Genomic DNA, 24,944 nt, shown 5'->3' with positions numbered 1-24,944 from the left:
GAGCTTTAAGGTTTTCTTAGCCTTAGCACTAAGCCTATCGATTGCAGGCTGTAATGGCGGCTCAAGTAACTCTTCAGGTACAACACCAGGAGATGAAACAGATATCTCCGGGGTCATTGAGTTGCCTGAGAGCTCACCTCTTCAAGAAGATAAGCTCTCAATAGAAGTTGATGACGCCTCATACCCTGTTGACTCTAAACAAAGAGTGTCACTCCCTACTCTAGGCGAATCACCAGCCAATGCGTATCTAATGCTTCCGCAAAGAGAAAGTGATGAATGGCCAAGCGTCTACATGCTTTCTACCCTATTACCCGGAGAGGAAAATACTCGTATCGACAGCGAAGGAACCGCAATCTCCCTGGTCATGCAAGCAATCCCTCAGGAGCTTTTACTAAACGCAGGAAGCGCAAGCGAAGTCAAACAAAGCGTTAGAAACAACTCCCTAGCGTTTATTGATAAATTTGAAACAATGATCGAAGCGAACCCTTATACTTTGCACCTCCACAATTTGAACAATGTCTATGACGAGATCTATCTTGGCGCAGTGCAGAGCAGTCTGGATGCCCTTAAAGCCTTAATGCCAACGCAGGATATTGAACTGGCCATCTCACGCACAAGCACAAACACAAACACAAACTATCGCTCGACTTCTTACGATGGCCCAAGCGATATGGATCTGCACGTAGTCTATGACGACCCAGCCCATACTCTGCTGGGCTTGTCTGTTAAACCAGAAAAAGAAAACAATCGTATTGCCTCGTACATAACCCTGGACAATGATACGAGCCTCTATGTTCGCCCCAGGATTTTTGATCTGGTGTCCGGTGGGGAATGGTATAGTGCCGACTTACCCGTAGGCATTATTAGTAAAGCTTTTGATGAACACTTGCTCGATCCGCAGCAAGGATTCTGGGGTGCCTATCAATCTAATGAACAATCCTTCGAAGTTGAGCATCGCGATGTGGTGGTAGATTTTGTCACCGCAGGAATTACAGGCATCGAGTTCGATGGCTACACCGAAAGTACCACCTTTGCACTTCAACTAAGAACGATATATTCGAAGGTACTCCTTCCAAGCATCAATACGGTGTTTAGCGTTAAGGACGTTGCTATCCAACCTGTTTTTGGCGTGCTCTATAATTCTGGCTTGTTTGATAAAGCCGCGCCCGCCCTATATCAATGGGAGCTTCTTGAAGCCTTAGGCATCGTCTTAGACGAAATGACATCGGGGCTGAATCCTACAAACCCTATTGCGGGATCTTGGCCAAACCCCGTCATAAATGAAATTCTTAGCTTAACAGCTAACGCAGCATTACAAGTTAATTCAGAACAGTTTGCGAAAATGGGGCTCACACTGATATCGCTCAAGGCAACCATTGCCATTTGGGCTGCAGATATGCTTGCCGTAGTAAATGATGCGAGGCATATTCCAAGCACCGTTTCGGCGACTGTTAATTTCCCGATTGATCTGCTTAGCATGACGCCTTTAGCCATTAGCCGTCGTGATGGTGGTGTTATTGAAACAGAAGAAGTCACCCTAAGCGGCTTTGGCTTAAAAACACTAGATCATGTAGATGGCCGACATATTCCGGAAATCGTTCTAAGCGCTAAGAACGGTGAAGGTGAACTTGTTGATAGCGCCAAGTTTTATCCTTCTAATGCGCTGAACACCAACGACCCAGGAACGGAAATTAAATTCGAAGTATTCGGTCAATGGCTAAATGCCGACAGCAACGTCGATACAATTGAAGTTTCAATTGATCATATCTATACCAGTCGCAATCTAATAGGCATGAACAATGTCTATGAAATTACCGTTCCACCTGTAAGTGATCAAGCCAGTTTTACGATTCAAGTGGGCGCTATGGTTATTACTTCAATCGACCAAGAACGGGTTCAAGGTAACGATGAGCTGATCTTAAGTGTTTCAGGCATGACAACTAACATCGACGACTACACCGTCTACTTCAGGACGCATACGGGTAGCATTGTCCACGCTGCAATTCATTCTCTGTCTCAGGGAAGCTTAGCGTTAAGATTACCTTCGCACGAAAATATGGAGGTGGGTCCAATTAGCGTTTATATCGAAAATACCGAAGGTATTCGAAGTAACGAAGTAGCGCTTACGTTTATCCCGGAAAAAGTAGAATTTATATCCAACGGTATGAATGAGTTTGGTCAATTAGAACTAGCAATGACTCAAGCACAAGGCCTACCAGATATCCGCTATGTGTTGAATGGTTCAGCGCCAGAATACAACTACTCGGCACCGATTTCGGTTTCTGATGGCACCACGGTGACCGCTTATGTAATACAAAGGGTTGATGGCCAGGACTATGCATCAGAAGAATCTGAATTTACCCATTCGACCTGCCCTATTGCTGATATTCCTCAATCCAATAGCCCTAGTTGCCCATCCACCTACGATATCGAACTCGGCAGCTCGAATACTTTTAATCAGGCTATTACGATGGCCAATGAAAGTGATCCCAACTCGTATACTTCTTGCTCATACGGTCATGGCGCAAACTACTATGAAGACCCGGGAATACTTGACCGAGAGCAGTTCTACGTCAATGCCCAGCTGCATGGATTAAGTCGATATTGGCATGAAAATGGGCAGATCTCTTCTCAAGGCTATTATAAGGAGGGAAATTCTCATGGTCTGTCCGAAGCCTGGTATGACAATGGCATCAGAATGTCACAAAATTATACTTACAACGGCGAATACTGCGGAGCCCAGACAAGTTGGTATGAAAGTGGTCAAAAAGAATCCGAAGACTATTATGCTGATGGCGAGAAACACGGCCTCTCAAGCGATTGGTATGAAAATGGGAATAAGGAATTTGAAGCGCACTTCGCGAATGGCAGTTACCATGGCACGCTAAAACGATGGAACGAAGATGGTACACTACTTTACTGCTGGAACTACGTTAATGGGACAAGAGGCGACAGCTGCGCGCCTTAAAGTGCTAGCTAGATTGATTCGCACCTTCAGGCTAATTTAGCCTGAAGGTGCTTTAGTGACATCATCACCTATAGCTGCTTAAATACATGCCTGAACAACAACTTCTTGTTTGAGTTTAATAATCTATGCAGCTTCAAAAAATTGACCTAAACCTGTTCATTGTTTTTGATGTAATTTACCGAGAACGAAATCTGACTAAGGCTGCTGAGTCCCTTCATATCACTCAACCCGCTGTCAGTAACTCGCTAAGTCGTCTACGCCGTGTTTTTGATGACCCACTATTTGTAAGACAATCAGGTCACATGGTACCTACACCATTGGCTGACAACATAATATCCAGAGTACGTGCGGCCCTGGCCGGGCTGGAGAGCAGCATCACCGAGCATGATGACTTTAATCCGGAAACCTCTGATAAGAAGTTCTCGTTCGCGATGAACGACACCTCTGAGTCTTACCTGCTGCCAATATTGATGTCTTATTTGCAAGAACATGCACCCGGCATTTCAATTGAGAGCTTTCCTGTCGCACGTTCAGAACTATCGAGAGAGTTTGCCACGGGGCAGTTAGATTTTGCGCTCGACGTTCCTTTGGTTAACGATCCACAACTTGTGAATGAGTCTCTCGCCCAAGACCGTTTTGTCTGTGTCGCTAGCCACGATCACCCATCGCTAGACGGTAAAAGCCTAACACTCGAGCAATACCTTTCTTCGCCGCACATTCATATATCCAGCCGCCGACGGGGTCAGGGCTATATTGACCTGCACTTGAATCGACAGGGCCTACAACGGGATATTCGCTTACGAGTCCAGCACTCTAGGGCTGCTCCACCAATCGCGGCACAGACCAATATGCTGCTAACAATCCCTGAAACCCTGGCGAAAGATCACAAACTAGCGATCTACGACTTGCCCTTTGAATTACCTGATGTAGATTGGCATTTATACTGGCACAGCAATTACAGCCAGGATAAAGCACACCAATGGATGAGAAGCGTCATTATTGATATCTTTAATCAAGAAATAAGCTGAGTACATGTTTGATGAAACGCATTTTTTCGCATTCAAACTCATTATTAGTCTTCAACCTTCGCAACATCCTGGGTAATCATAATATCAATTGCGAAGTTCGGAATGATGGCCTGACATCGACAGCGGGTGAAACACCTCCGACAGAGGTGTGGGCTGAGCTTTGGGTCTCGAAAGAAAGGGATTATGAGCAAGCAGAAAAAATCATTGAAGAAGCGGTACACGGCGACCCCAAAGCGACTTCATGGTTTTGTGAGCATTGCTCTGAAGATAATGCTCCCGCGTTTGAATTATGCTGGAAGTGCGGTAGAGAACGCGCTATATAACTTAGGCTCCTGAAAACCTTTTAGCTAAGCACTTAATTTTATTAATTAATACCTTTCGAACTAAGCTTTATGCGCCATATTTCAAACCAGCTCTGCTATGTGAATAAATGCAATATAAACCGCATTTTCCTGGCTACATTTCATACAAACACTACAATTAGATAGTATTAGACCCCGGTCTATAGGCAGACCTATTGCCGCCTACATTCTATTTCTTTTTTATTATGACGATCACCCTTAGTACCTGTTGCTAATACGATGAGGTACGTAGTTAAGGAGAAAGCTCATGACAGTTCGTTCCGGTGAAGGTGATAAAAGCTGGTTCCACAGCAATCGTTTTACTCATGTTAATGATTCCTGGTTTTTCACGACGCGAGAAATGACCGAGGAAGGCCCCTTCCACTCTCGACAAGAAGCAGAAAGTGCTTTGGTGTTATACATCAGGCACGTAAATGATTCGTTTTTCAAAAATAGTGGCTAGCGTTACATTGATCTAACTTTCAAACTGGGATAATTGCGCCATTGCCTGTTTTGATACTGCATTTTGAAAGGTACTAGACCAGCCTAACAAGTATGCAGGAAGCCCGATCGCCTGACGAGACCAACGCCAAAAGTTGAAGTCATCGTGATGCTGGTAAATCAATCCATCTTTAAAGGTAATGTTTGCCTTAATCTTATTATTTACCTTTCGACCCGTTTTAGAAAACAAGTAATTTGCTTCCCAGTTCACTTCACCTTGTGTGTCGTTCACCTTAGCCACATTAAAACTAAGGTCGAAGTCTTTTGCGCGCGTGCAGAGCATTTTCCACATAAGCCCTACTTCTGCTCCCGATAAGGTAAAAGCCGGGTCTTTGAAGGTCGCCTCTGGGTGGTAGCATGAAGTCATTGTTTCCCAATCAAGCTTTTGAAAAGCCGTGTAAAAGCGTTCTAATAATTCTTGCTGTTGATTCATTTCTGCTCTCCTGCTCAATTCATATCATTTACATAATGATAGCGAGCACTTAGACTACTTGTAAGATGACTGATATGACATTATTAAACGACTAATAAGACAAATAAAAAGAATACCTTTTGCATTGGGATTTATGTTCACCCTAGCTCCCCTGTTTCTTCAGTCGCTGGGCTGTGGGATATTTTTTCTGTGTGTTCACAGTTGCTTGCAAACGATATTCAGTTAACAACAAGCCTAGTGGGCCCGTCTCATTCAAGTATTAATAGTAGTACACCTATTCGTATTAGCCCTACAGAAGACATTGGTCAGAAGCATTATGACTTGGTCATCATCGCGCCCCTCGGCCCTGTCCCGACTAATGGCTTTGATTTTGATGACGCGCTAATTCAGTGGCTAGTAGACAGCCAGCGAAAAAGAGGCGCAGTGGCGTCAGTATGTACCGGCGCATTTCTTGTGGCGGCGACAGGTTTGCTTGATCAGCGTCGCGCAACCACACACTGGAAGTATGCCTCCCAGTTTCGACAACAATTCCCGCTTGTTGATTTACAGATTGATAGCATGCTGACTCATGATGGAACATTATTCTGCTCAGGCGGCGCCTACGCATTTCAAGACCTCTGCCTTTATTTAATTGAAACGTTTTTTAGTCGCTCGCTCGCCGAAGCTTGCTCCAGATTACTGATGATTGATTTGTCTGAGAGATCGCAGCTAAGGTTTGCCGGTATACAAGCTTTGAAAGAACACAGTGATGAACACATTATTGGTATTCAAAACTGGATGGAAGATCATTTGGATAGCTTCGATAGTATCGAAGAGCTAGCAAACCGCTTTAACATGAGCAGCCGAAACCAGGTGCGGCGCTTTAAAACCGCTACCGATGAAACGCCATCTAGCTATTTACAAAAGCTTCGCATAGAGAAAGCAAAGCATCTGCTTCAAACAGGGAGTCAAAATATAGAGGCCATCGCAGGTAACGTTGGCTATCAGGATATTCAGTATTTCAGAACGCTTTTTAAAAAGCTCTGCGGTCAAACACCAAAACAATTTAGACAAAGTAAACTAAAACGCTAATACCTATAGTCCGTCGAGTGCAACAATTCTGTTTTTGATCTCTTCAGGAATGGCATGTTTACAGTTATTGTTATAATCGTAAAAAACGATTATTCCCTCACCTTCTGCCGCAATTCTGCCAGTATTATGGCTCATAACGTAGTACTTCATGGTAAAGCGATCTTCTGAAATTTCGCACACTCGCGTTGCCACGGAGATATTGTCAGGGTAGCTTAAAGGCGCTTTATAGCGGCACTGAGTAGAGGCCAGTATTGGGCCAATACCAGAGCGTTTCATTTCTTCATTATTACCCAGTCGGTCAAAATAGGCAATTCGCGCACTTTCGAAGTATTTAAAATAGACGACATTATTAACGTGCTGAAAGGCATCCATTTCACCCCAGGCTACTGGCGTATCTATCGAAACCTGACACTGCTCAAACACTTCGCTCATTACTACCTCTTCGCATTGTATTTATCAAATCATGGTATAAATGAGTGTAGAGCTTAACGACAAACAAACACATTCACAAAACCTATACCGAAAATAACATTCATAAGCCTGAGTAATTATTAACTTTTGCGGGGAAATCCCATACAATATGTGCGCGAAAATATAAGGGTGGTCTAAACTCAATAGATTTCGATCTAGAGGCTAAGATCTAGCAATAAAGACATCTGACCACCAGCCTAAGCTAAAGTGAACCTTAGAAATCAAAAAGTCACAAGAGCGGGCCATAATAAGGGAAAGATAGCTGTGGACACATTCCACACTAAATTTAAGCAGACGCACTGCTGAGAATAAGCGCCCAATGGGGAGCTTGCATAGTGAATAAACAGGAACACCTGATCAGTTCACTGGAAAGCCATGCTCCGTTGGACACCGATGAAACTACTTGCATCCAATGGCGTATTAAGTAGTTTTTTGATAGTCATTACTAAAACTTTGAGTGAGAGATTCGTATGAGTTTGTATTCAGAATACCTAGAAGAAATTGAGGTTCGTAAAAAGGACCTAGGTTTGAACCCTAAGCCAATTGATAGCGCAGATTTGTTATCAGAGATCATCGCTCAAATTAAAGACACGGGTAACGAGCACCGCGAAGCGTCTTTAAACTTCTTTATCTACAACACGCTTCCAGGTACAACTCCTGCGGCAGGCGTTAAAGCAGCATTCCTAAAAGACATCGTTCTAGGTAATGAAACTGTTGCTGAGATCTCGCCTGAGTTCGCTCTTGAGCAACTTTCTCACATGAAAGGTGGCCCTTCTGTTGAAGCACTTCTAGACATCGCTCTTTCTGACGACGCACAAGCTGCAGCAGCGGGTGAAGTTCTTAAGTCTCAAGTATTCCTATATGACGCTGATACAGCTCGTCTAGCTGAAGCATTTAAAGCAGGCAACGCGATTGCTAAAGAGATCCTAGAAAGCTACTCAAAAGCTGAGTTCTTCACAAAGCTTGACGATATCCCAGAGAAAATCGACGTTGTTACTTACATCGCGGCTGAAGGCGACATCTCTACTGACCTTCTTTCTCCTGGTAACCAATCTCACTCTCGTGCAGACCGTGAGCTACATGGCCAGTGCATGATCACGCCTGAAGCACAACAAGAAATCGTTGAGCTAGGTAAAAAGCACCCTAACGCTAAAGTGATGCTAATCGCTGAGAAAGGAACGATGGGTGTTGGTTCTTCACGTATGTCTGGTGTTAACAACGTTGCACTGTGGGCTGGTGAGAAGACTTCTCCATACATTCCATTCATCAACAACCGTCCGGTAGTTGCAGGTACTAACGGTATCGCACCTATCTTCCTAACGACTGTTGGTGTAACCGGTGGTATCGGTCTTGACCTTAAAAACTGGGTTAAGAAAACTGACGCAAACGGTGAAGTTGTTCGTGATGCAAACGGCGACCCAGTATTGGAAGAAGCATACTCTGTTGCAACAGGTACGGTTCTAACAATCGATACTAAAGCTAAGAAGCTATACAACGGTAGCGAAGAATTGTCAGACGTTTCTGATGCCTTCACGCCACAAAAAGTTGAATTCATGAAAGCTGGCGGCTCTTACGCGGTAACTTTCGGTAAGAAGCTACAAACATTTGCTGCTGAAACGCTAGGCGTTGAAGCACCAGTTGTTTACGCTGCTTCTAAAGAAATCTCTAACGAAGGCCAAGGCCTAACTGCAGTTGAAAAGATCTTCAACCGCAACGCTGTTGGTGTTACTTCTAAGACTCCACTACACACGGGTTCTGACGTTCGCGTTAAAGTGAACATCGTAGGTTCTCAGGACACGACTGGTCCTATGACTTGTCAGGAACTAGAAGCAATGGCTGCTTCGACTATCTCTCCAAGTGTTGATGGTGCTTTCCAGTCTGGTTGTCACACAGCTTCTGTATGGGACAACAAAGCTAAGGCTAACACGCCTAAGCTAATGGCATTCATGAACGCGTTCGGCGTAATCACTGCACGTGACCCGAAAGGCGTTTACCACTCAATGACTGACGTAATCCACAAAGTATTGAACGACATCACTGTTGATGACCGTGCAATCATCATTGGTGGTGACTCTCACACGCGTATGTCTAAGGGTGTCGCATTCGGTGCTGACTCTGGTACGGTTGCAATCGCACTTGCGACGGGCGAAGCAGCAATGCCTATCCCTGAGTCTGTAAAAGTAACCTTTAAAGGTTCTATGAAGCCTCACATGGACTTCCGTGACATCGTACACGCAACGCAAGCACAAATGCTTAAGAAGTTCTCTGGCGAAAACGTTTTCCAAGGTCGTGTAATCGAAGTACAAATCGGTACTCTACTTGCTGACCAAGCGTTCACCTTCACTGACTGGACTGCAGAGATGAAAGCGAAAGCGTCTATCTGTATCTCTACAGACGAAACGCTCATCAGCTCTCTAGAGTTGGCTAAGTCTCGTATCCAGATCATGATCGACAAAGGTATGGATAACGAAGCGAACATGCTACAAGGTCTTATCGATCTAGCTGACAAGCGTATCGCTGGTATCAAATCTGGTGAAGAGCCTGCACTTGCTCCAGACGACAACGCTAAGTACTACGCCGAGTTGGTTGTTGACCTAGATGCGATCGAAGAGCCAATGATTGCTGACCCAGACGTAAACAACGAAGACGTATCTAAGCGTTACACGCACGATGTTATCCGTCCTACTTCATACTACGATGGCCGTCAGGTTGACCTTGGCTTCGTTGGTTCTTGTATGGTTCACAAAGGCGATATGCAAATCATCGCTGCGATGCTTCGCAACCTAGAGAAGAAAGGCCCGATCACGTTTAACGCGCCACTCGTTGTTGCACCACCAACGTACAACATCGTTGATGAGCTAAAAGCTGAAGGCGATTGGGATATCCTATCTAAGTACGCTGGCTTCACGTTTGACGATGACAATCCAAAAGAAGCGGCTCGTACTTCATACGAGAACATCCTTTACCTAGAGCGTCCTGGATGTAACCTATGTATGGGTAACCAAGAGAAAGCGGCTCCTGGTGATACAGTGCTAGCGACTTCAACTCGTCTATTCCAAGGCCGTGTTGTAGAAGACTCTGCTGAGAAGAAAGGTGAATCACTACTTGGTTCTACGCCAATGGTTGTTCTATCAACTATTCTTGGCCGATTCCCATCATTGGAAGAGTACAAAGAAGCTGTTGAAGGTATTAACCTGACTTCTTTCGCTCCACCAGCTGAAGATTTGGCCGTGCCGGTTAAAATCGTTGGATAAGGTGGATTAAGACTTGGTCTTAATCATAAAAAAGCCCGGTCATTGACCGGGCTTTTTGCTTTCTATGTAGCTCTAAACAGAGTCTCTACTGGCTATTTAGCCATTGTACCAATACTTTATTTTACTAAATTATCACTTCTGGCAAGTAAGGAAAATCACTCAAGGGGCGCTTATCCATTCTTCTGTCATCGGTATGACGCCTATCAAAAGGTCCTAGACTTTCTAGACTGGGCATCAAGCTGTCTCTTCGACTACTGACCCGACGATCCAAGCTAAGGTCATACCCTACTTTGCCCGCCATGACTTTTCGTTTTTTGCCAATATTTTTACTTACAGTTCTCTTTCTGCTTGAAGTGTACATTTACCACCTCCTCGCTTCCGGGTGAGAAGCGCTAAGCTATTCACCTATTAGTCTACGCCTAAATTCGACACCCCATTAAATTGTTTTGTCATAGTAATTCTGTGTTCATAGTTTTGAGTTATTAGTGAAGCCAGCGCGGCCGAAGGATCTGCCTACAGAAGTCGACTTACCTCGTGCCCGTAGGCAGAGGGTTCCACCCCTCGCTGATCAACCCCGTGCTAGCCCTCGTGCAAGCCGTAGAAGGATCTACCTAAATGAGTAATGTACTGCTTGAATCAAGTACTCCCCCGCTAAAAAAAAGGCCGAGCAGTGGATCACTGATCGGCCTTTGCATTCCCTTTAGACTATGCGCTAGAAGTCTTCCCAGTCATCATCATCGTTTGAGTTATCACCACTGTATTTGATCACCTGATCTTCTGTCGGAGCAATACCGGTATCCATCGGCACCGAAGTCGTTTGCTGTGGAGCTTGGCTGACAGAACGAGTCGGTGCAGGCGCTGATGTAGGTGCTGAAGCAGGCGCGCTAAATATTGCGGCCTGGTGATTCCCCACTCTGAAGAAGCTAACCATCTGATTCAAGGCTGATGCTTGCTCACTCAAAGCCTCACTAGAGGCACTTGCCTCTTCAACCAAGGCTGCGTTTTGCTGGGTCATATCATCCATTTGCATGACTGCTTGGTTAATCTGCCCAATACCATCATTCTGCTCGGCTGCTGCCGTGGCAATTTCTTCTACTCTTACAGCAACCTCTTCAACTGACTTCACGATATCCGCAAGTGTCTGGCCAGAATCATTTACAAGCTGAGAGCCCGTTTCAACCTTATTGACGCTTTCACGAATCAGGTCTTTGATCTCTTTCGCTGCCGTCGCAGAACGTTGAGATAAGGTTCTAACCTCACCTGCCACCACTGCAAATCCTCGACCATGCTCACCCGCTCTAGCGGCCTCAACGGCTGCGTTAAGCGCTAGCAAGTTAGTCTGGAACGCAATCTCATCAATGACACCAATAATGTCGTTAATCTTATGACTCGAAGCGAGTATTTCTTTCATTGCTCCCACTGCGCCATGAACAACCTCACCACCTGCAACCGCTTTCAATTTAGCGTCGCTAGTGACTGTATTTGCCTGTGAAGCATTCCCGGCACTTTCTTTAACCGTGCTGGTAATCTCTTCCATGCTCGCTGCAGTTTCTTCAAGAGAACTCGCCTGAGACTCTGTGCGCGCACTTAGATCAGCGTTACCTTGCGATATTTCGTTCGCGGCTTCGTGAACCATCGACGTGGATTCACGAATCTGCGTAATGATCTCGGTAAGTTTGGTCACCGTCGCATTCACATCTGTCTTAACCTTACCGAAAGATCCTCGGTATTCACTGCTAATTGTCTTGGTCAAATCACCCTCTGATAATGCAGACAGAACTTCACCCACATCAGCTAAGAAGGAGTCTGCACTTCCAACAGTCTGGTTCAAACCTTCTGCTAACTTAGCAAAGAAGCCTGTTTTACCTTCAGGGTCCAGACGCTTGGACAGATCACCATTTGCCGCCGCAAAAACAAGTCGGTCGATTTCTTGTTCGATAGCGACTTCGTTAGTTCGGTCAGCCCACTCAACAACCGTACCAATACGTTCGTTATCGTCGTTTGTAATAGGGTTCACAACCAAGTCCATATTACGGCCACCAATATTCAGACTTGCCGAATACTCACTCGTCAGGCTCTCTAACAATTGTTTCTGATGCGAGGGGTTCTTATGGAAGACATCAATACTGCTTCCTAACAAGGTATTGACGTTGAAATTACCCAGGTCTTTTTGAATGTCACTTTCTGCATTTCGCAAGGTCGATATCACTGCATCATTCATGTAGATAATATCGCGGTCGGCATTGGCCACCATGACATTTGCCGAAACACTATCCAAGGCTTGCTTGATACGCGCATTATCATTAGCGACACTACGCTCTTTAGCCAATCGTTTTAGCTCTTCAGTTTGATCATCCCACTCTACGACCGTACCAATGCGCTCACCCTCATCATTAACAATCGGGTTAACAACAAGGTTTAGATTACGACCACCCACCACAATATCTGCAGAGTATTCAGCAGTCATCCGTTCTATCATGCCACGCTGGTGCGCTGGATTATTATGGAATATGTCTATATTACTGCCAATAATCTTATCAACAGCAAAATTGCTTAGCTCTGCTTGAATATCCTTCTCGGCATTGCGCAAAGTATCAACAACCGCATCATTCATATAAATAATATTAAGCTGGTCATCTGCAACCATAACGTTTGCAGAAACGCTATCAAGCGCCTGCTTCATACGTGCATTTTCGTTGGCTATGCGACGCTCTTCTTCCGTGCGTTTCAGCTCTTCAGTGATATCGTTCCATTCAATTACTGTTCCTAAACGCTCGCTTTGGTCATTAATCACCGGCGTTGCCATTAGGTCAAACACTCTTCCGCCCGTTTTCATTCGACTCTTCTGCGTGCCGTTAAGGTTTTCTATCACCGCACGCTGATGACTTGGATCTTTATACAAAACATCTGCACTTGCGCCTAACAAGTTATCCGCATCAAAGTTTGGTAAATCACTCCGTAAGTCTGCTTCAGCGTCTTTGAACATCTTCTGAACCGACGCGTTCAGATAGATAATATCCATGCGGTCATCTGCCAACATGACATTGGTATTACAGACATCAAGGGCTTGCTTAATTCGGCTACCTGAATTCGCAATCGCGATCGCTTCTTCTACTTCAAAGCCCATTTTTATCTGCATCGATTTAAGTGAGCACATCAAGGCCGTTAATTCATTATTGCCGCTGACATGGATGTCTTCACGGTAATTGCCACTTGCGATTTCACCAAAGTTGGCCAGACACTGATTAATCGAACGAAGAATATTTCGTGATAAAGCAAAACCCAAAATTAAAGTCATCAAAATCGCAATAGTAGTTAAGGCACTTATAATATAGAACTGTGCTTGCATGCCTTCTACACGTTCAGTTAATAACTCTTCAAGCAAGTTTGCACTTTCATCGTACAATTCAAATGCTTTGTTAATACCTCTCGTTCCCTCAGCGAAGAAAGACTTTGCATCCATTGAAGATATCGCCAGGTCACCTTGTCTAATGTGGTCGACAGAAGAAATAAATCCACCAATAATACGCTCAACATCAGCCGCAAGTGAGCCTAGCCTCTGTTTAACTCTTTGCTCCGCACTAGCACCAGAGTTATAAGAAGTTAGCAGACCTTTGTAATTGACATCAACACCGACTTTCAATTCAGTCAATCGATTTAGTTGGGCCTGCCCAATTTCCTGATTAGCAATGACACCTGAGCCCAAGCCTCTAGCCTGGCCCATATTTTCGACCAAGGCTGGAATCTTGTTGACCACCAAGTCCATGCTATAGAAACTGCCTAACTCAGGATCAAGTATTAGGTTCGAGGTATCGCCAGCGTGAATTATCAGGTTTAGCACATCACTAATAAGGTCAGAGTGGCGAGAAAAACTGGCTTTAGCCTCAAGGCTAAATGCTATTCCCTTCAAACTGTCCCACTTGCTTTGAATCGCTTTGAACTTGCTAGAAGCTTGTAACTTTTCTCCTAATCTGGCGTCAACTTCTTTAGCCTCATCAAACAAATCGTTTATCTTTTGCCTTACAGACAATATTTTGGGTTCAAAAGACGCGTCACCATTCAGATAAGCGTTTGTCATACCACGGTGTTGTGGAATAAACTGGAGTAGCTGTCTCATCGGTCGAATATATTCGACGCCGACGAGCTCCTGTTTAGAGAACTCTATTTGATCATATTGCTGAGCCAAGGTATTCACGACCAAAGCACTCAACATTAAGAGTACTGCACCCAGAAACATAAACTGCTGAGTGAGTTTAATATTGCTTAACTTAGGAAGGTGTTGAGTAAATCCCGACTTAACAACGTTACCACCATCTAGTGCTATTTCGCCATTTTTAAGGGCCACATAAGCACCTTCTGCTGCAGTAATTTCCTCACGACTGGGAATGGAGCGAACCGACATATATTCAACAACTTTGCCGTCTTCCCAGATAGGCGTCACATTTGCCTTTACCCAATAAAAGTCACCGTTCTTACATCGATTCTTAACGATTCCCGTCCAGGGTCGCCCCTTCTTCATCGTATCCCATAGATCCTTAAACGCTTCGGGCGGCATATCCGGGTGCCTGACGACATTGTGATTCTTTCCGACCAACTCCTGTTCAGAAAAGCCACTGATCGCGATAAACGCCTCATTGACGTATGTAGTGATACCTTTGAGATTGGTTTTTGAGACCAAGGTCTGACCTTCGGTCATCATGACTTCATTGTCAGTCACCGGCATATTGATCTTCATAGAGACACCCTAAGTATTTTTTAAGCGCGTTATTTTTAGATAGTGTGTAGTGAGCAAGCTATAGACTAGTTATCGTCATGTCGGCCCATTTCCTTGAATGAATCTGTCTATTTTGGGGTGAATTGCTTATTTAGCACTATAAATATAGGACAAAATTAGAAATACCCCCTACCTATTTAGGGATATTTTAGAAAGAAAGTATTTGGATTCAGTTGGGGATTAACGTTTATATCAAACAAACAAAAAAGCCGTCACAAATGACGGCCCTACTTACACTCATTATGCTATTCGAAGCTTACATCTGCGACTGTAAGTAATTTTGAAGCCCAATCTTATCAATCAAGCCCAATTGCTTCTCTAGCCAATAAGCATGATCTTCTTCTGAGTCTTCTAACTGCTTAACCAGCATTGCACGGGTTTCGTAATCTTGCTCAGACTCACACAAAGCAATCGCTGCCTTAAGGTTTTTAATTACTGAGTATTCTACATTCAAGTCATTCTGTAGCATTTCCGAAACTGTTTTACCGACATTTAGCGGCTCACGCGTTGCCAAGTCTGGATGCCCTTCCAAGAACAAAATCCGTTTGATCATTTGGTCTGCGTGATCTGTCTCTTCTTCACGCTCATGATCCAAACGTTCATAAAGCTTATCTAAGCCCATATCTTCATAAATTCGAGAGTGAACAAAGTATTGGTCTATTGCCGTTAGCTCACCCGCTAACAAGTGATTTAATTCTGCTATAACTTTATCTGAACCTTTCATATTTCACCCCCTTAATCATCTTCAATCATTGATTGCATATAGTTCTCGATCGTCACTTTATCGATCAGATCAAGCTGAGTTTCCAACCAATCTAGATACTCCTCTTCTTCTGCAAGAATTTCTCGAAGCTTATCACGGGTGACGTAGTCTGATACTGATTCACAATAAGCGATCGCTTCGCGTAAGTCGGCAATGGAGCTTTGTTCTAATTTGAGGTCGCACTCCAGCATTTCTTGAGTGTTCTCGCCTATTAATAATTTGCCTAACTTTTGCAGGTTGGGGATACCTTCCAAAAACAGAATGCGCTCAATCAGCTCATCTGCCTGCTTCATATCTTTGATAGATTTTTTATATTCTTTTTTATCTAGGCCTTCGAGGCCCCAGTTTTTAAACATACGAGCATGCAAAAAGTATTGATTAATCGCTATAAGCTCATTGCCCAGGATTTTATTAAGGTGTTGAATAACTTGTTTGTCGCCTTGCATTATCACGCCCCCTTTTTTATCAGTGTGGTGCGATGAGTATATTACTTTTTAAATTCAAAAGGCACGTAATTGCTTTAATAATCACAGACTTAATAAACTAAATAGTTATCATTAAGTTTTTAAGGTTTGATACTGGATAGGCTAGATAGAATCGAAGGGAAAGGAAAGGAAAGGAAAGGAAAGGAGAAAGACTGCTTAAACACGAACCTCTAAGGCAAGCTGCATAGCCGCAGTATTTTGCATACTGGTCATTTTTTCACTGATTAAGTCTTTAGCATAAGTGGTACATTGACCACAGCACTTGCCAATACCTAGCGAGTCCCTGATCACCTTACATTCTGTCGCACCCTCATGAATAGCAGAATCAATATCTTTATCGCTAATACCATTACAAACACAAACCAACATATGATCACCACTTGCTAGAGTTGCGAGCATTATACCTTAATAGGAATCATTTTCAAATAATTAAAGTTACCATCAACTGACATAGATCAATTGAGGAGCTATCTCCCGATGGAGATATTTATATTGCACACAATGTAAATATCTCGGTAGACTAGCCCTTCTTAACATATAGTTACTTATTAAATTGAACTCTTAAGACATAGCTGCAGTCTGAACAAACGCACTCCTTATTAGACTTCATTCAAATAACCACCATTTTGAAGGTAGATACAGATTTATGGATAAAAAGAAAAGACTTCTTATTGTCGCGCTCGTTATTCTCATTGGCTGCTTTTTTTTCTTCGACCTTGCCCAGTACTTGAGCCTCGACTACTTTAAGTCTCAACAACAGGCTATCAGTGACTTTCATTCGCAAAATGCAATACTCAGTGCTGGCATATTCGTCATGATCTATATTGCTGTGACTGCTCTCTCCTTGCCTGGCGCCGCAGTAATGACACTTGCAGGCGGTGCAATCTTCGGTTTGTTACAGGGAACGATTCTGGTGTCCTTTGCCAGTACAATCGGTGCAACACTAGCCTTTCTAGTTTCTCGAACACTACTGAAAGAAAGTGTACAAAAAAAGTTTGCTGACTCCCTTAAGTCAATTAATGCAGGCATTGAAAAAGAAGGCGCGTTTTATCTGTTTGGCTTACGCCTTGTGCCTTTATTCCCGTTTTTCGTTATTAACTTAGTGATGGGTTTAACGCCAATCAAGACTCGCCAATTCTTTTTGATCAGCCAGCTCGGCATGCTCCCAGGCACCCTTGTTTACGTTTATACCGGTACTCAGCTTGGTCAGATTGATTCTCTATCAGGCATCCTATCACCCGGTTTATTGTTTGCTTTTGCTCTACTCGGCCTATTCCCTATTTTGGCCAAGAAGTTAATGGAAAGCATACAAGCTAAAAAGGTTTTCGCTAACTATGACAAGCCGTCTAAATTTGACACCAATATGGTCGTTATCGGTGCAGGTTCAGCAGGACTGGTTACTTCATTGATCGCTGCAGCAACCAAAGCAAAAGTCTCTCTTATTGAGCGTCATAAAATGGGCGGCGACTGCTTAAATACCGGTTGTGTCCCCAGTAAAGCACTCATTCGTTCGGCTAAAATGGCAAAGTACCATGAGCGTGCTGAGGAATTTGGTCTATCAAATGAAAATATCGAGGTCGACTTTCCTGCGGTAATGGAACGCATTCAATCGATTATTAAAACCATTGAGCCTCACGACTCTATCGAGCGAATCACGGGACTCGGTGTTGACTGCATTACCGGCAGCGCAGAAATCATTGACCCTTTTAGAGTAAAAGTTAATGGTGAAACGATCACCACGCGTAACATCGTTATCTCCACGGGAGCGCGGCCTTTTGTTCCTGCGATTAAGGGCATTGAAGATACAGGTTATTTGACTTCCGATACGATATGGGAACTTAGAGAGAAACCAGGCCGCATGCTGATCATCGGTGGTGGGCCTATCGGCTGTGAAATGGCCCAGAGCTTCCAGCGCCTTGGAGTGCAGGTGATTCAAGTGGACCGCTCTGCCCGCATCATGCCACGAGAAGATGAAGACGTGAGCGCAGAGGTTCAAAAGCGCTTTATTGAGGAAGGCATTGATCTTAGATTAAACCATCAGCCAACAGAGTTTATTACTGATAATGGCCAAAAAGTTCTGTTGTGCACCGACATTGACGGCACTGAACAGCGAATTGAATATGATGTGTTGCTATTGGCAGTCGGACGTAAAGCGAATACAGAGGGCTTTGGTTTAGATAAATTGAATATCCCCTTAACGGATAAAGGCACGATAGAGGTGAACGAATTCCTTCAAACGCGCTTCCCCAATATCTATGCGTGCGGCGATGTGGCCGGGCCTTATCAGTTCACGCACACGGCCTCTCACCAAGCCTGGTATACCGCTGTGAACGGTTTATTCGGTTTATTCAAGAAGTTCAAGGCAGACTATCGCGTCATTCCCTGGGCGACTTTTTCAGACCCGGAAGTGGCCCGTGTCGGCATCAACGAACAGGAAGCCAAAGCACAAGGTATTGCTTATGATGTAAGCCGTTATGATATTGATGATTTAGACCGAGCTATTGCCGATGGTGAGGCTCATGGTTTTATCAAGGTGCTAACCGTCCCCGGGAAAGATAAAATTCTTGGGGTAACGATTGTCGGTCATCATGCCGGGGATATTATTGCTGAATACGTGACGGCAATGAAGCATGGCTTAGNTCTGAATAAGATCCTGGGCACGATTCATATCTACCCAACCCTGGCGGAAACCAATAAGTTTGTCGCTGGTAACTGGAAAAAAGCCAACGCGCCTGAGAAGGTATTGCAGTTTCTTGAGAAATTTCATGCATGGCGTCGTGGTTGAGGCTTATTCATTCTTAGGCTGAGAACGCCATTCCTCACATGAAACCAACCAGCCCTAAGCCGCCAGCGAGCCATGGAAGGCTCTGTCTACTTGAGTTATTTTGACTATGGTCATACCCACCTACACTGACCACTTTCGTCATAAATTTCGAATTCAATAAATTTGTATTGACCTTACCGTAGCTGTAAGGTTTATGCTATTCCATATTAGATCAATTTATATAGGAGTAGCACGATGAATATCGGCGCGATATCAAAGCTAACAGGCCTTAATTCTAAAACCATTCGCTACTACGAAGAGATCGACCTGGTTCATCCTAGCTCGCGCTCTGCCAACGGCTATCGACAATATTCAGAACAAGATCTGGAACAGCTCCAGTTTATCCAGCGCGCCCGAAAGACAGGCTTCAATATTGATGAGTGTCGCCACTTGCTTGATCTTTTCAATAATAAAGGCCGACAAAGTCACGAGGTTAAATCCCTCGTCTTGGACAAAGCAAAATTAGTTGAAGAGCAAATAGCTGAGCTTAGGCTGATGCACCAGTGCCTGCTAGACCTCGCTAGCCAATGCCAATCTAACAATGACCCTCACTGCGCTATTCTTGATAAGCTTAGCGAGGCACCAGAGCAACTAACGACACAGGGAGGGGTAAAGCTATGAAAGAAACGAAATCAAGCTGCTGCGGCTCTAGTTCTGAAAAAAATAACCCTGAAAAGCCTGAAAGTAGTTCAAGTTGTTGCAGCAAAGAAAAACAGCCCGTACATACTACGTCATGCTGCTCCAGCAGTAGTAAGGCAACGAGCGAGCCCGCAACTAACAGTTGCTGTGAAGACTCTCCAGAAAAGCGAGACTGGTTACTCTGGGGGAGCTTAACGCTTTCAATTATCTTCTATGTGTTGGCACTCAGCGAACCCTCTCATGACAACTGGTATGGTGTCATTGCCCACAGCGTTCAAGAACTGCTAAACACTATGTGGTGGAGCATACTGCTCGCCATTGCTTTTGTCGGTGTGTTAAGTCGTATACCCCAGGAATTTATCATCTCGATTCTGGGAAAAGGAGGCACCGTCAAAGGTCTGTGGCGCGCGACATTGGCAGGCGTACTACTCGATTTATGTAGTCACGGAATACTAATGGTCGGCATGGAGCTAAGGCGCAAAGGTGCCAGTCTCGGCCAAGTCATGGCATTTCTTATTGCCAGCCCTTGGAACTCACTATCACTGACGATAATCATGGTGGCACTCATAGGGCTGCCATGGACCCTCTTGTTTATTGCCCTGTCGATGGTATTGGCAATTACCACCGGCTGGTTGTTTGATCGACTAGAACAGAAAGGCTCTCTTCCGCAAAATAGCGTTGCGAATGACTTGCCTGAAGACTTTCAATTTTGGCGTGAAGCTAAATCCAAATTTGCATCGGTAGAATGGACACAAGCGCTAGCCCTTGATATCGGCAAGCGCGGCTTAAACGGTTCTAGAATGGTGATCCGCTGGTTGTTATTTGGTGTTCTATTAGCGTCAGCGATTAGAGGCTTCGTTTCGTTGGAGGACTTCCAAAATTACTTCGGGCCAACGCTGCTTGGTCTAGGAGCAACCTTGATCGCAGCAACAATCATTGAAGTATGCTCCGAAGGCTCGACCCCTATAGCGGCCGACTTGATGAATCGAGCCAATGCCCCCGGTAATAGCTTTGCATTTTTAATGACAGGCGTAGCGACCGATTACACTGAAGTGATGGTAATAAAAGACACAATGAAGTCTTGGAAGACAGCACTATATTTACCTTTGCTAACCGTACCACAGGTGATCGTGGTTGCAATGATATTGAATAGTGTTTAACAATCGAACGTAGGCAGAGGGTTCCATCCCTTATATGAATCTACACCGTGCTAACCCGCCTGCGAGCCATGGAAGGCTCTGCCTACAGGATATTCTCAAGCACGACTGAAATACTTGATTGTACCTCTTCCAAACTTTGTGTTGCGTCAACTATTTTAAATCGCTTTGGCTCAGCTTCTGCACGCGCTAAATAGTTATCTCTAACATTATTAAAAAACTCTGCCTGTTCTTCCTCAAAGCGATCTAGGGCACCACGATTTTTTGCACGCGCCATGCCTACTTCAATCGGAGCATCTAATAAAAGAGTCAGGTCTGGGCGTACGTCTCCCTGAACAAAGTTTTCAAGTAAGGCTACTTTTTCAGAAGGTACACCACGCCCGCCAGATTGATAAGCATAAGTTGCATCGGTGAAACGATCAGAAATCACCCAAACACCTTTTTCCAACGCAGGTAAAATCTTTTGGTGAAGGTGCTGAGCGCGTGCGGCAAACATAAGAAGTAACTCGGTTTCTGACGCTACTGTTTCTTCCCGGTTCTTAATGAGCACTTCACGAATCTCTTCGGCCAAATGCGTTCCGCCAGGCTCTCGGGTAATGATGGATTCAATTCCCTTTGACGCTAACGCTTCTTGAATAAAAGCGATGTTGGTAGACTTGCCAACGCCTTCGCCACCTTCAATCGTGATAAATAAACCTTTGTCCACACTGTACCTTCTTATTTGGAATTGAGCTTGCTCTGAAATCAAGCCTTACTGGCTTGAACGGTAGTCTTTGCGACGTCTTAACTGGTACTTACGAACGGCATTGTTATGCTCGTCGATAGTTGCTGAAAATTGATGAGTGCCATCACCTTTTGCGACGAAATATAGGCTAGAGCCTTCTTTAGGGTGCAGCGCTGCATGAATGGCACTACGCCCTACTAAAGCGATAGGAGAAGGAGGTAAGCCCTTTATTCGGTAGGTGTTGTAGGCCGTCAGCTCTTTCAGGTGCTTACGGGTGATATTGCCTTGATAGCGATCACCTAAGCCATAGATGACGGTCGGGTCCGTTTGTAGACGCATTCCCTTAATCAGCCGCCTATTAAATACACCTGCGATTTCAGTTCGCTCATGTGCTGCTCCCGTTTCTTTTTCCACAATCGAAGCCAAGGTAAGCGCTTCATACGAGCCCTTCAATACGGTACTTTTATCTCTAGCCTGCCATTCTTCTTGCAAAATGTTCTGCAAACGCTGATGAGCACGCTTTAGGATTGATAGATCCGTATCGCCTTTATGGTACGCATAAGTATCAGGATAGAACTGCCCTTCCAGGTGCTTTATATCGTTCTTAGAGTTCAATGCCTGGATAAGTTCATCATCGCTCTTCCCTTCCAAGGTTTTACTTAGCTTCTCTTGAAGCGCCAGGGTCTTTAAGGCATCTCTGTAGCTCGTTCCTTCGATAAACTGAACCTGGTAACGAATCTGGTTATTGGATGTCAGCCACTCAAAAATAGCAGGAAGCGTCATAGGCCCTTGTAGACTGAACTCACCTGCTTTAATTTTACTAGCAAGCTTATTTTGCTTTGCGTAGACCTTTGCGACCCAGGGGTTAATGTCAGCCCCTTTTTCAATCAAGTTCCTCAACACTGAGTTGAAGCTACTGCCTTTGGGTATTTCTATTTCGAGAACGTCTCGTGGAAAGGCTATTGCTCGCTCTAATTCAGATTGATAATAACGATATATACCGGCACTGAGCATCAGCACAAAAATAATAAGCAGCAGAATAAAACGAGCGATAAAAGAGCGATTTGCAGGCACGATAGTTAATGTCGAAAAAGGTTATTTAATATGAAAAGCTAGTCTTCAAATGAGACTGAATGATTCCACAATTTTTATGTATTGCATAGCGCTTACCAGCAAATTCTTTCACTGGCCAAAGACCAAAGACACTATTGATAACAGCTAAACCGTCTGCAGACTTTGAGTCCTCGATACTAATTTCCGCTTCACGAAGCGCTAGCCCTGTTAAAGCAGCGTTATCGAGTAGATATTGACGTAAAGTACCCGCCACACCGGCACCCGATATATTCGGAGTAATAATATCTTTGCCTGTGAAAATGAGTAGATTGCTTTTAGTGCCTTCTACCACATTATTCTTGTAGTCCAACATCAAGCCTTCTTCATACCCTGACTTAGCCAAATCCTTTGAAGCAAGCACCTGATCTAGACGATTGAGGTGTTTTATCCCTGCCAGAACTGGCTGATGCGAGAGCTTATGGTCACATAAATGGAGAGTAATTCCCTGGGCGGAGTTTGTCTCGGGAAATTCGGGAGACTCAAAGACTTGTGTGATAAAGTTTAGTTCCGGCTCATCGGGTGGCGCATAACCTCGACCACCTTGTCCACGCGTAAGAATCACTTTGATTATCGCTCGCTTAAGGTGAGCGGCTTTAGTCAGGTCTTTCAAAGCCAAGCCAACATAACGCTCAAACTTACCAGCAAGCATTTCAGTTTCACCTAAATCAAGCGCCTTAGTGCCACGTTTAAATCGTTCCAGATGATAACTTAGAAGAGGAATTTTTCCATCGACCACTCTAAGCGTTTCAAATAAACCATCTCCGTAGGCAAGGCCCCGATCAGCGATATCGATTGCCGAGGTCTCAAGCTCATTGACTAACGTTAAGTGAGCTCGCGTTTTCATTTCTAATCTTCCAAGGCCTGAAAGATTAAAGTGCCATTAGTACCGCCAAAACCAAAGGAGTTCGATAGAGCAGCTTTTATCGGAGCTTTCCTGGCAGTATGTGCCACGAAATCCAAATCACACCCTTCTTCAGGCTCATCGAGGTTAATCGTTGGTGGCGCTACTTGATCAGTGATAGCTTTTACAGAAAAGATTGCCTCAATCGCGCCAGCAGCCCCTAACAAGTGACCAGTCATTGACTTGGTTGAACTAACAAGCAAAGAGCTAGAATGTTCTTTAAACAGGTCTTTGATCGCTTTGCATTCTGCCACATCACCAAGCGGAGTTGAGGTGCCGTGAGCATTAATATAATCAATCGATTCTGGTTCTATTCCTGCATCGTTGATAGCATTTTCCATAGCGGTTCTTGCGCCTGAACCATCTTCAATAGGCGAAGTAATATGGAAGGCATCATCACTCATACCAAAGCCGGTTAGCTCAGCATAGATTGTTGCACCACGCGCTTTTGCGTGCTCCAACTCTTCCAAAACCAGTGCACCTGCGCCATCAGATAGTACAAACCCGTCTCGACCTTTATCCCAAGGGCGGCTGACTTCTTCAGCAGGTCGGTCATTGGAAGACAATGCCTTAGCATTGCTAAAACCTGCAACAGCAATTGGTGTTGTCGCCATTTCAGCACCACCGGCTATCATCACATCGGCATCACCATAGGCAATCGTTCTTGCTGCGTAACCAATGTTATGAGTGCCCGTAGTACAAGCTGTGACTACCGCTATATTTGGGCCTTTAAAGCCATATTTAATCGCGATATTCCCGGCAATCATATTGATAATAGAGCTGGGTACAAAAAAGGGAGAAACTTTACGAGGCCCTGATTTCACGTAGGTATCACGTACAGTCTCAATGGTTTCAATTCCTCCGATTCCAGAACCAAAGGCAACACCAATCCGCTTTTTCTGATCTGAATCCAAGTCTTCTAAAGATGCATCTTTTACTGCCTGCATACCTGCAATCAGGCCGTACTGCATGAAGATATCCATGCGACGCGCTTCTTTACGGTCAATATAATCATTCACTTCCAGGTCCGAAATCTGCCCGCCAATTTTGACGTTAAAGTTCTCAGTATCAAAGCGAGAAATATTTGATATGCCGCTCTTCCCTTCAAGCGCTGCATTCCACGACTCAGACACGCTATTACCAAGCGGAGAAAGCATCCCCATCCCTGTGACTACCACTCGTCTTTTTGACATACCTTGCCTCTAACTTTTAAATATCGACCTAAACAAACAAAAAAAAACCGCCCAGAGATTTCACAAAGGACGGTTCTTTTTATGAACTTCTATTACTGGTTAGCAATAATGAAGTCGATAGCTTCCTGGACTGTAGAAAGCTTTTCAGCTTCTTCATCAGGAATTTCAGTTTCAAATTCCTCTTCCAAAGCCATTACCAATTCAACAGTATCAAGAGAATCTGCACCTAAGTCTTCAACAAAAGAAGAAGTATTTTGGACTTCTGAATCTTTAACACCTAGTTGTTCACATACGATTTTCTTAA

21 protein-coding genes are annotated in these 24,944 nt (G+C 44.4%); 9 read left to right on the top strand and 12 right to left on the bottom strand.

Going from position 1 to position 24,944, the window contains the following annotated elements; translation table 11 throughout:
* The 4 genes from A3766_RS07715 to A3766_RS07700 form a co-directional block, all read left to right on the top strand.
* Positions 1-2,968: hypothetical protein (locus A3766_RS07715; protein ID WP_197479420.1), on the top strand; the 2,968-nt coding region annotated here is incomplete at its 5' end.
* 125 nt (positions 2,969-3,093) lie between these two features.
* Complete coding sequence (locus A3766_RS07710) at positions 3,094-3,996, top strand: LysR family transcriptional regulator (RefSeq protein ID WP_068506716.1); 903 nt, start codon at positions 3,094-3,096, stop codon at positions 3,994-3,996.
* An 11-nt stretch (positions 3,997-4,007) separates the two neighbouring features.
* Positions 4,008-4,319, top strand: coding sequence for a DUF2007 domain-containing protein (locus A3766_RS07705; protein WP_068506719.1), 312 nt, complete (start codon positions 4,008-4,010; stop codon positions 4,317-4,319).
* Positions 4,320-4,605: 286 nt separating this feature from the next.
* Entirely contained in the window at positions 4,606-4,800 is a 195-nt protein-coding gene (locus tag A3766_RS07700) for a DUF6316 family protein (protein WP_068553359.1), read from the top strand.
* 12 nt (positions 4,801-4,812) lie between these two features.
* Here A3766_RS07700 and A3766_RS07695 read toward each other — a convergent pair whose 3' ends face one another.
* Complete coding sequence (locus A3766_RS07695) at positions 4,813-5,271, bottom strand: nuclear transport factor 2 family protein (RefSeq protein WP_068506725.1); 459 nt, start codon at positions 5,269-5,271, stop codon at positions 4,813-4,815.
* 189 nt (positions 5,272-5,460) lie between these two features.
* On the opposite strand from A3766_RS07695, the gene A3766_RS07690 reads away from it, so the two are divergent.
* A complete protein-coding gene (locus A3766_RS07690; protein WP_068506727.1) occupies positions 5,461-6,342 on the top strand; it encodes a GlxA family transcriptional regulator in 882 nt (293 codons plus the stop codon).
* A gap of 3 nt (positions 6,343-6,345) precedes the next feature.
* Here the strand turns inward: A3766_RS07690 and A3766_RS07685 are convergent, their stop codons facing one another.
* On the bottom strand, positions 6,346-6,774 hold the full coding sequence (locus A3766_RS07685; RefSeq protein WP_068506729.1) for a thioesterase family protein: 429 nt from the start codon (positions 6,772-6,774) through the stop codon (positions 6,346-6,348).
* A gap of 509 nt (positions 6,775-7,283) precedes the next feature.
* Between A3766_RS07685 and A3766_RS07680 the strand changes: the two genes are divergently transcribed.
* Entirely contained in the window at positions 7,284-10,067 is a 2,784-nt protein-coding gene (locus A3766_RS07680) for a bifunctional aconitate hydratase 2/2-methylisocitrate dehydratase (RefSeq protein WP_068506731.1), read from the top strand.
* Between the two features lie 124 nt (positions 10,068-10,191).
* Here A3766_RS07680 and A3766_RS07675 read toward each other — a convergent pair whose 3' ends face one another.
* From A3766_RS07675 to A3766_RS07655, 5 genes are all read right to left on the bottom strand, one after another.
* Positions 10,192-10,428: a hypothetical protein gene (locus A3766_RS07675; protein WP_068506734.1), complete on the bottom strand. Its 237-nt coding sequence runs from the start codon at positions 10,426-10,428 to the stop codon at positions 10,192-10,194.
* Between the two features lie 351 nt (positions 10,429-10,779).
* Positions 10,780-14,802, bottom strand: a complete 4,023-nt coding sequence (locus A3766_RS07670) for a methyl-accepting chemotaxis protein (protein ID WP_068506736.1) — start codon at positions 14,800-14,802, stop codon at positions 10,780-10,782.
* A gap of 295 nt (positions 14,803-15,097) precedes the next feature.
* Entirely contained in the window at positions 15,098-15,565 is a 468-nt protein-coding gene (bfr, locus tag A3766_RS07665; RefSeq protein WP_068506737.1) for a bacterioferritin, read from the bottom strand.
* 11 nt (positions 15,566-15,576) lie between these two features.
* Positions 15,577-16,050 (bottom strand): bacterioferritin, encoded by a 474-nt coding sequence (gene bfr / locus A3766_RS07660; protein ID WP_068506740.1) that lies wholly within the window; start codon positions 16,048-16,050, stop codon positions 15,577-15,579.
* A gap of 195 nt (positions 16,051-16,245) precedes the next feature.
* Positions 16,246-16,488 carry a (2Fe-2S)-binding protein gene (locus A3766_RS07655; protein WP_082865273.1) on the bottom strand — a complete coding sequence of 81 codons (243 nt, stop codon included), beginning with the start codon at positions 16,486-16,488 and terminating at the stop codon, positions 16,246-16,248.
* Between the two features lie 247 nt (positions 16,489-16,735).
* Here A3766_RS07655 and A3766_RS07650 point away from each other — a divergent pair, with 247 nt between their 5' ends.
* The 3 genes from A3766_RS07650 (at position 16,736) to A3766_RS07640 (ending at position 20,712) form a co-directional block, all read left to right on the top strand.
* Positions 16,736-18,874: an FAD-dependent oxidoreductase gene (locus A3766_RS07650; protein ID WP_068642046.1), complete on the top strand. Its 2,139-nt coding sequence runs from the start codon at positions 16,736-16,738 to the stop codon at positions 18,872-18,874.
* A gap of 234 nt (positions 18,875-19,108) precedes the next feature.
* The gene (gene cueR / locus A3766_RS07645; protein WP_068506746.1) at positions 19,109-19,534 is read left to right on the top strand and encodes a Cu(I)-responsive transcriptional regulator; all 426 of its coding nucleotides are present in this window, start codon (positions 19,109-19,111) and stop codon (positions 19,532-19,534) included.
* Positions 19,531-20,712, top strand: a complete 1,182-nt coding sequence (locus tag A3766_RS07640; protein WP_068506749.1) for a permease — start codon at positions 19,531-19,533, stop codon at positions 20,710-20,712. Before cueR ends, A3766_RS07640 begins: the two co-directional genes overlap by 4 nt.
* A gap of 82 nt (positions 20,713-20,794) precedes the next feature.
* On the opposite strand, the gene tmk is transcribed toward A3766_RS07640, so the two are convergent.
* The 5 genes from tmk to acpP form a co-directional block, all read right to left on the bottom strand.
* Positions 20,795-21,415 (bottom strand): dTMP kinase, encoded by a 621-nt coding sequence (tmk, locus tag A3766_RS07635; RefSeq protein ID WP_068506751.1) that lies wholly within the window; start codon positions 21,413-21,415, stop codon positions 20,795-20,797.
* Between the two features lie 45 nt (positions 21,416-21,460).
* On the bottom strand, positions 21,461-22,507 hold the full coding sequence (mltG, locus tag A3766_RS07630; RefSeq protein ID WP_082865125.1) for an endolytic transglycosylase MltG: 1,047 nt from the start codon (positions 22,505-22,507) through the stop codon (positions 21,461-21,463).
* 25 nt (positions 22,508-22,532) lie between these two features.
* Positions 22,533-23,390 (bottom strand): aminodeoxychorismate lyase, encoded by an 858-nt coding sequence (pabC, locus tag A3766_RS07625; RefSeq protein ID WP_082865126.1) that lies wholly within the window; start codon positions 23,388-23,390, stop codon positions 22,533-22,535.
* A gap of 2 nt (positions 23,391-23,392) precedes the next feature.
* Positions 23,393-24,640, bottom strand: a complete 1,248-nt coding sequence (gene fabF / locus A3766_RS07620) for a beta-ketoacyl-ACP synthase II (RefSeq protein ID WP_068506753.1) — start codon at positions 24,638-24,640, stop codon at positions 23,393-23,395.
* A gap of 92 nt (positions 24,641-24,732) precedes the next feature.
* A partial coding sequence (acpP, locus tag A3766_RS07615) for an acyl carrier protein (protein ID WP_068642045.1) occupies positions 24,733-24,944 on the bottom strand: 212 nt, incomplete at its 5' end.

This window comes from Oleiphilus sp. HI0132, assembly GCF_001635845.1.
The sequence above is the reverse complement of the archived record's forward strand: the minus strand, read 5'-3'. Positions and strand labels throughout refer to the sequence as shown.

Excerpts from the sequence above, each read along its gene's own strand:
- A3766_RS07685 (WP_068506729.1), bottom strand. The coding sequence starts at position 6,774 with ATGAGCGAAGTGTTTGAGCAGTGTCAGGTTTCGATAGATACGCCAGTA.
- A3766_RS07710 (WP_068506716.1), top strand. The coding sequence starts at position 3,094 with ATGCAGCTTCAAAAAATTGACCTAAACCTGTTCATTGTTTTTGATGTA.
- A3766_RS07670 (WP_068506736.1), bottom strand. The coding sequence starts at position 14,802 with ATGAAGATCAATATGCCGGTGACTGACAATGAAGTCATGATGACCGAA.
- cueR (WP_068506746.1), top strand. The coding sequence starts at position 19,109 with ATGAATATCGGCGCGATATCAAAGCTAACAGGCCTTAATTCTAAAACC.
- bfr (WP_068506740.1), bottom strand. The coding sequence starts at position 16,050 with ATGCAAGGCGACAAACAAGTTATTCAACACCTTAATAAAATCCTGGGC.
- A3766_RS07680 (WP_068506731.1), top strand. The coding sequence starts at position 7,284 with ATGAGTTTGTATTCAGAATACCTAGAAGAAATTGAGGTTCGTAAAAAG.
- A3766_RS07705 (WP_068506719.1), top strand. The coding sequence starts at position 4,008 with ATGAAACGCATTTTTTCGCATTCAAACTCATTATTAGTCTTCAACCTT.
- A3766_RS07700 (WP_068553359.1), top strand. The coding sequence starts at position 4,606 with ATGACAGTTCGTTCCGGTGAAGGTGATAAAAGCTGGTTCCACAGCAAT.
- bfr (WP_068506737.1), bottom strand. The coding sequence starts at position 15,565 with ATGAAAGGTTCAGATAAAGTTATAGCAGAATTAAATCACTTGTTAGCG.
- A3766_RS07655 (WP_082865273.1), bottom strand. The coding sequence starts at position 16,488 with ATGCTCGCAACTCTAGCAAGTGGTGATCATATGTTGGTTTGTGTTTGT.
- A3766_RS07640 (WP_068506749.1), top strand. The coding sequence starts at position 19,531 with ATGAAAGAAACGAAATCAAGCTGCTGCGGCTCTAGTTCTGAAAAAAAT.
- fabF (WP_068506753.1), bottom strand. The coding sequence starts at position 24,640 with ATGTCAAAAAGACGAGTGGTAGTCACAGGGATGGGGATGCTTTCTCCG.
- A3766_RS07695 (WP_068506725.1), bottom strand. The coding sequence starts at position 5,271 with ATGAATCAACAGCAAGAATTATTAGAACGCTTTTACACGGCTTTTCAA.
- A3766_RS07675 (WP_068506734.1), bottom strand. The coding sequence starts at position 10,428 with ATGTACACTTCAAGCAGAAAGAGAACTGTAAGTAAAAATATTGGCAAA.
- pabC (WP_082865126.1), bottom strand. The coding sequence starts at position 23,390 with ATGAAAACGCGAGCTCACTTAACGTTAGTCAATGAGCTTGAGACCTCG.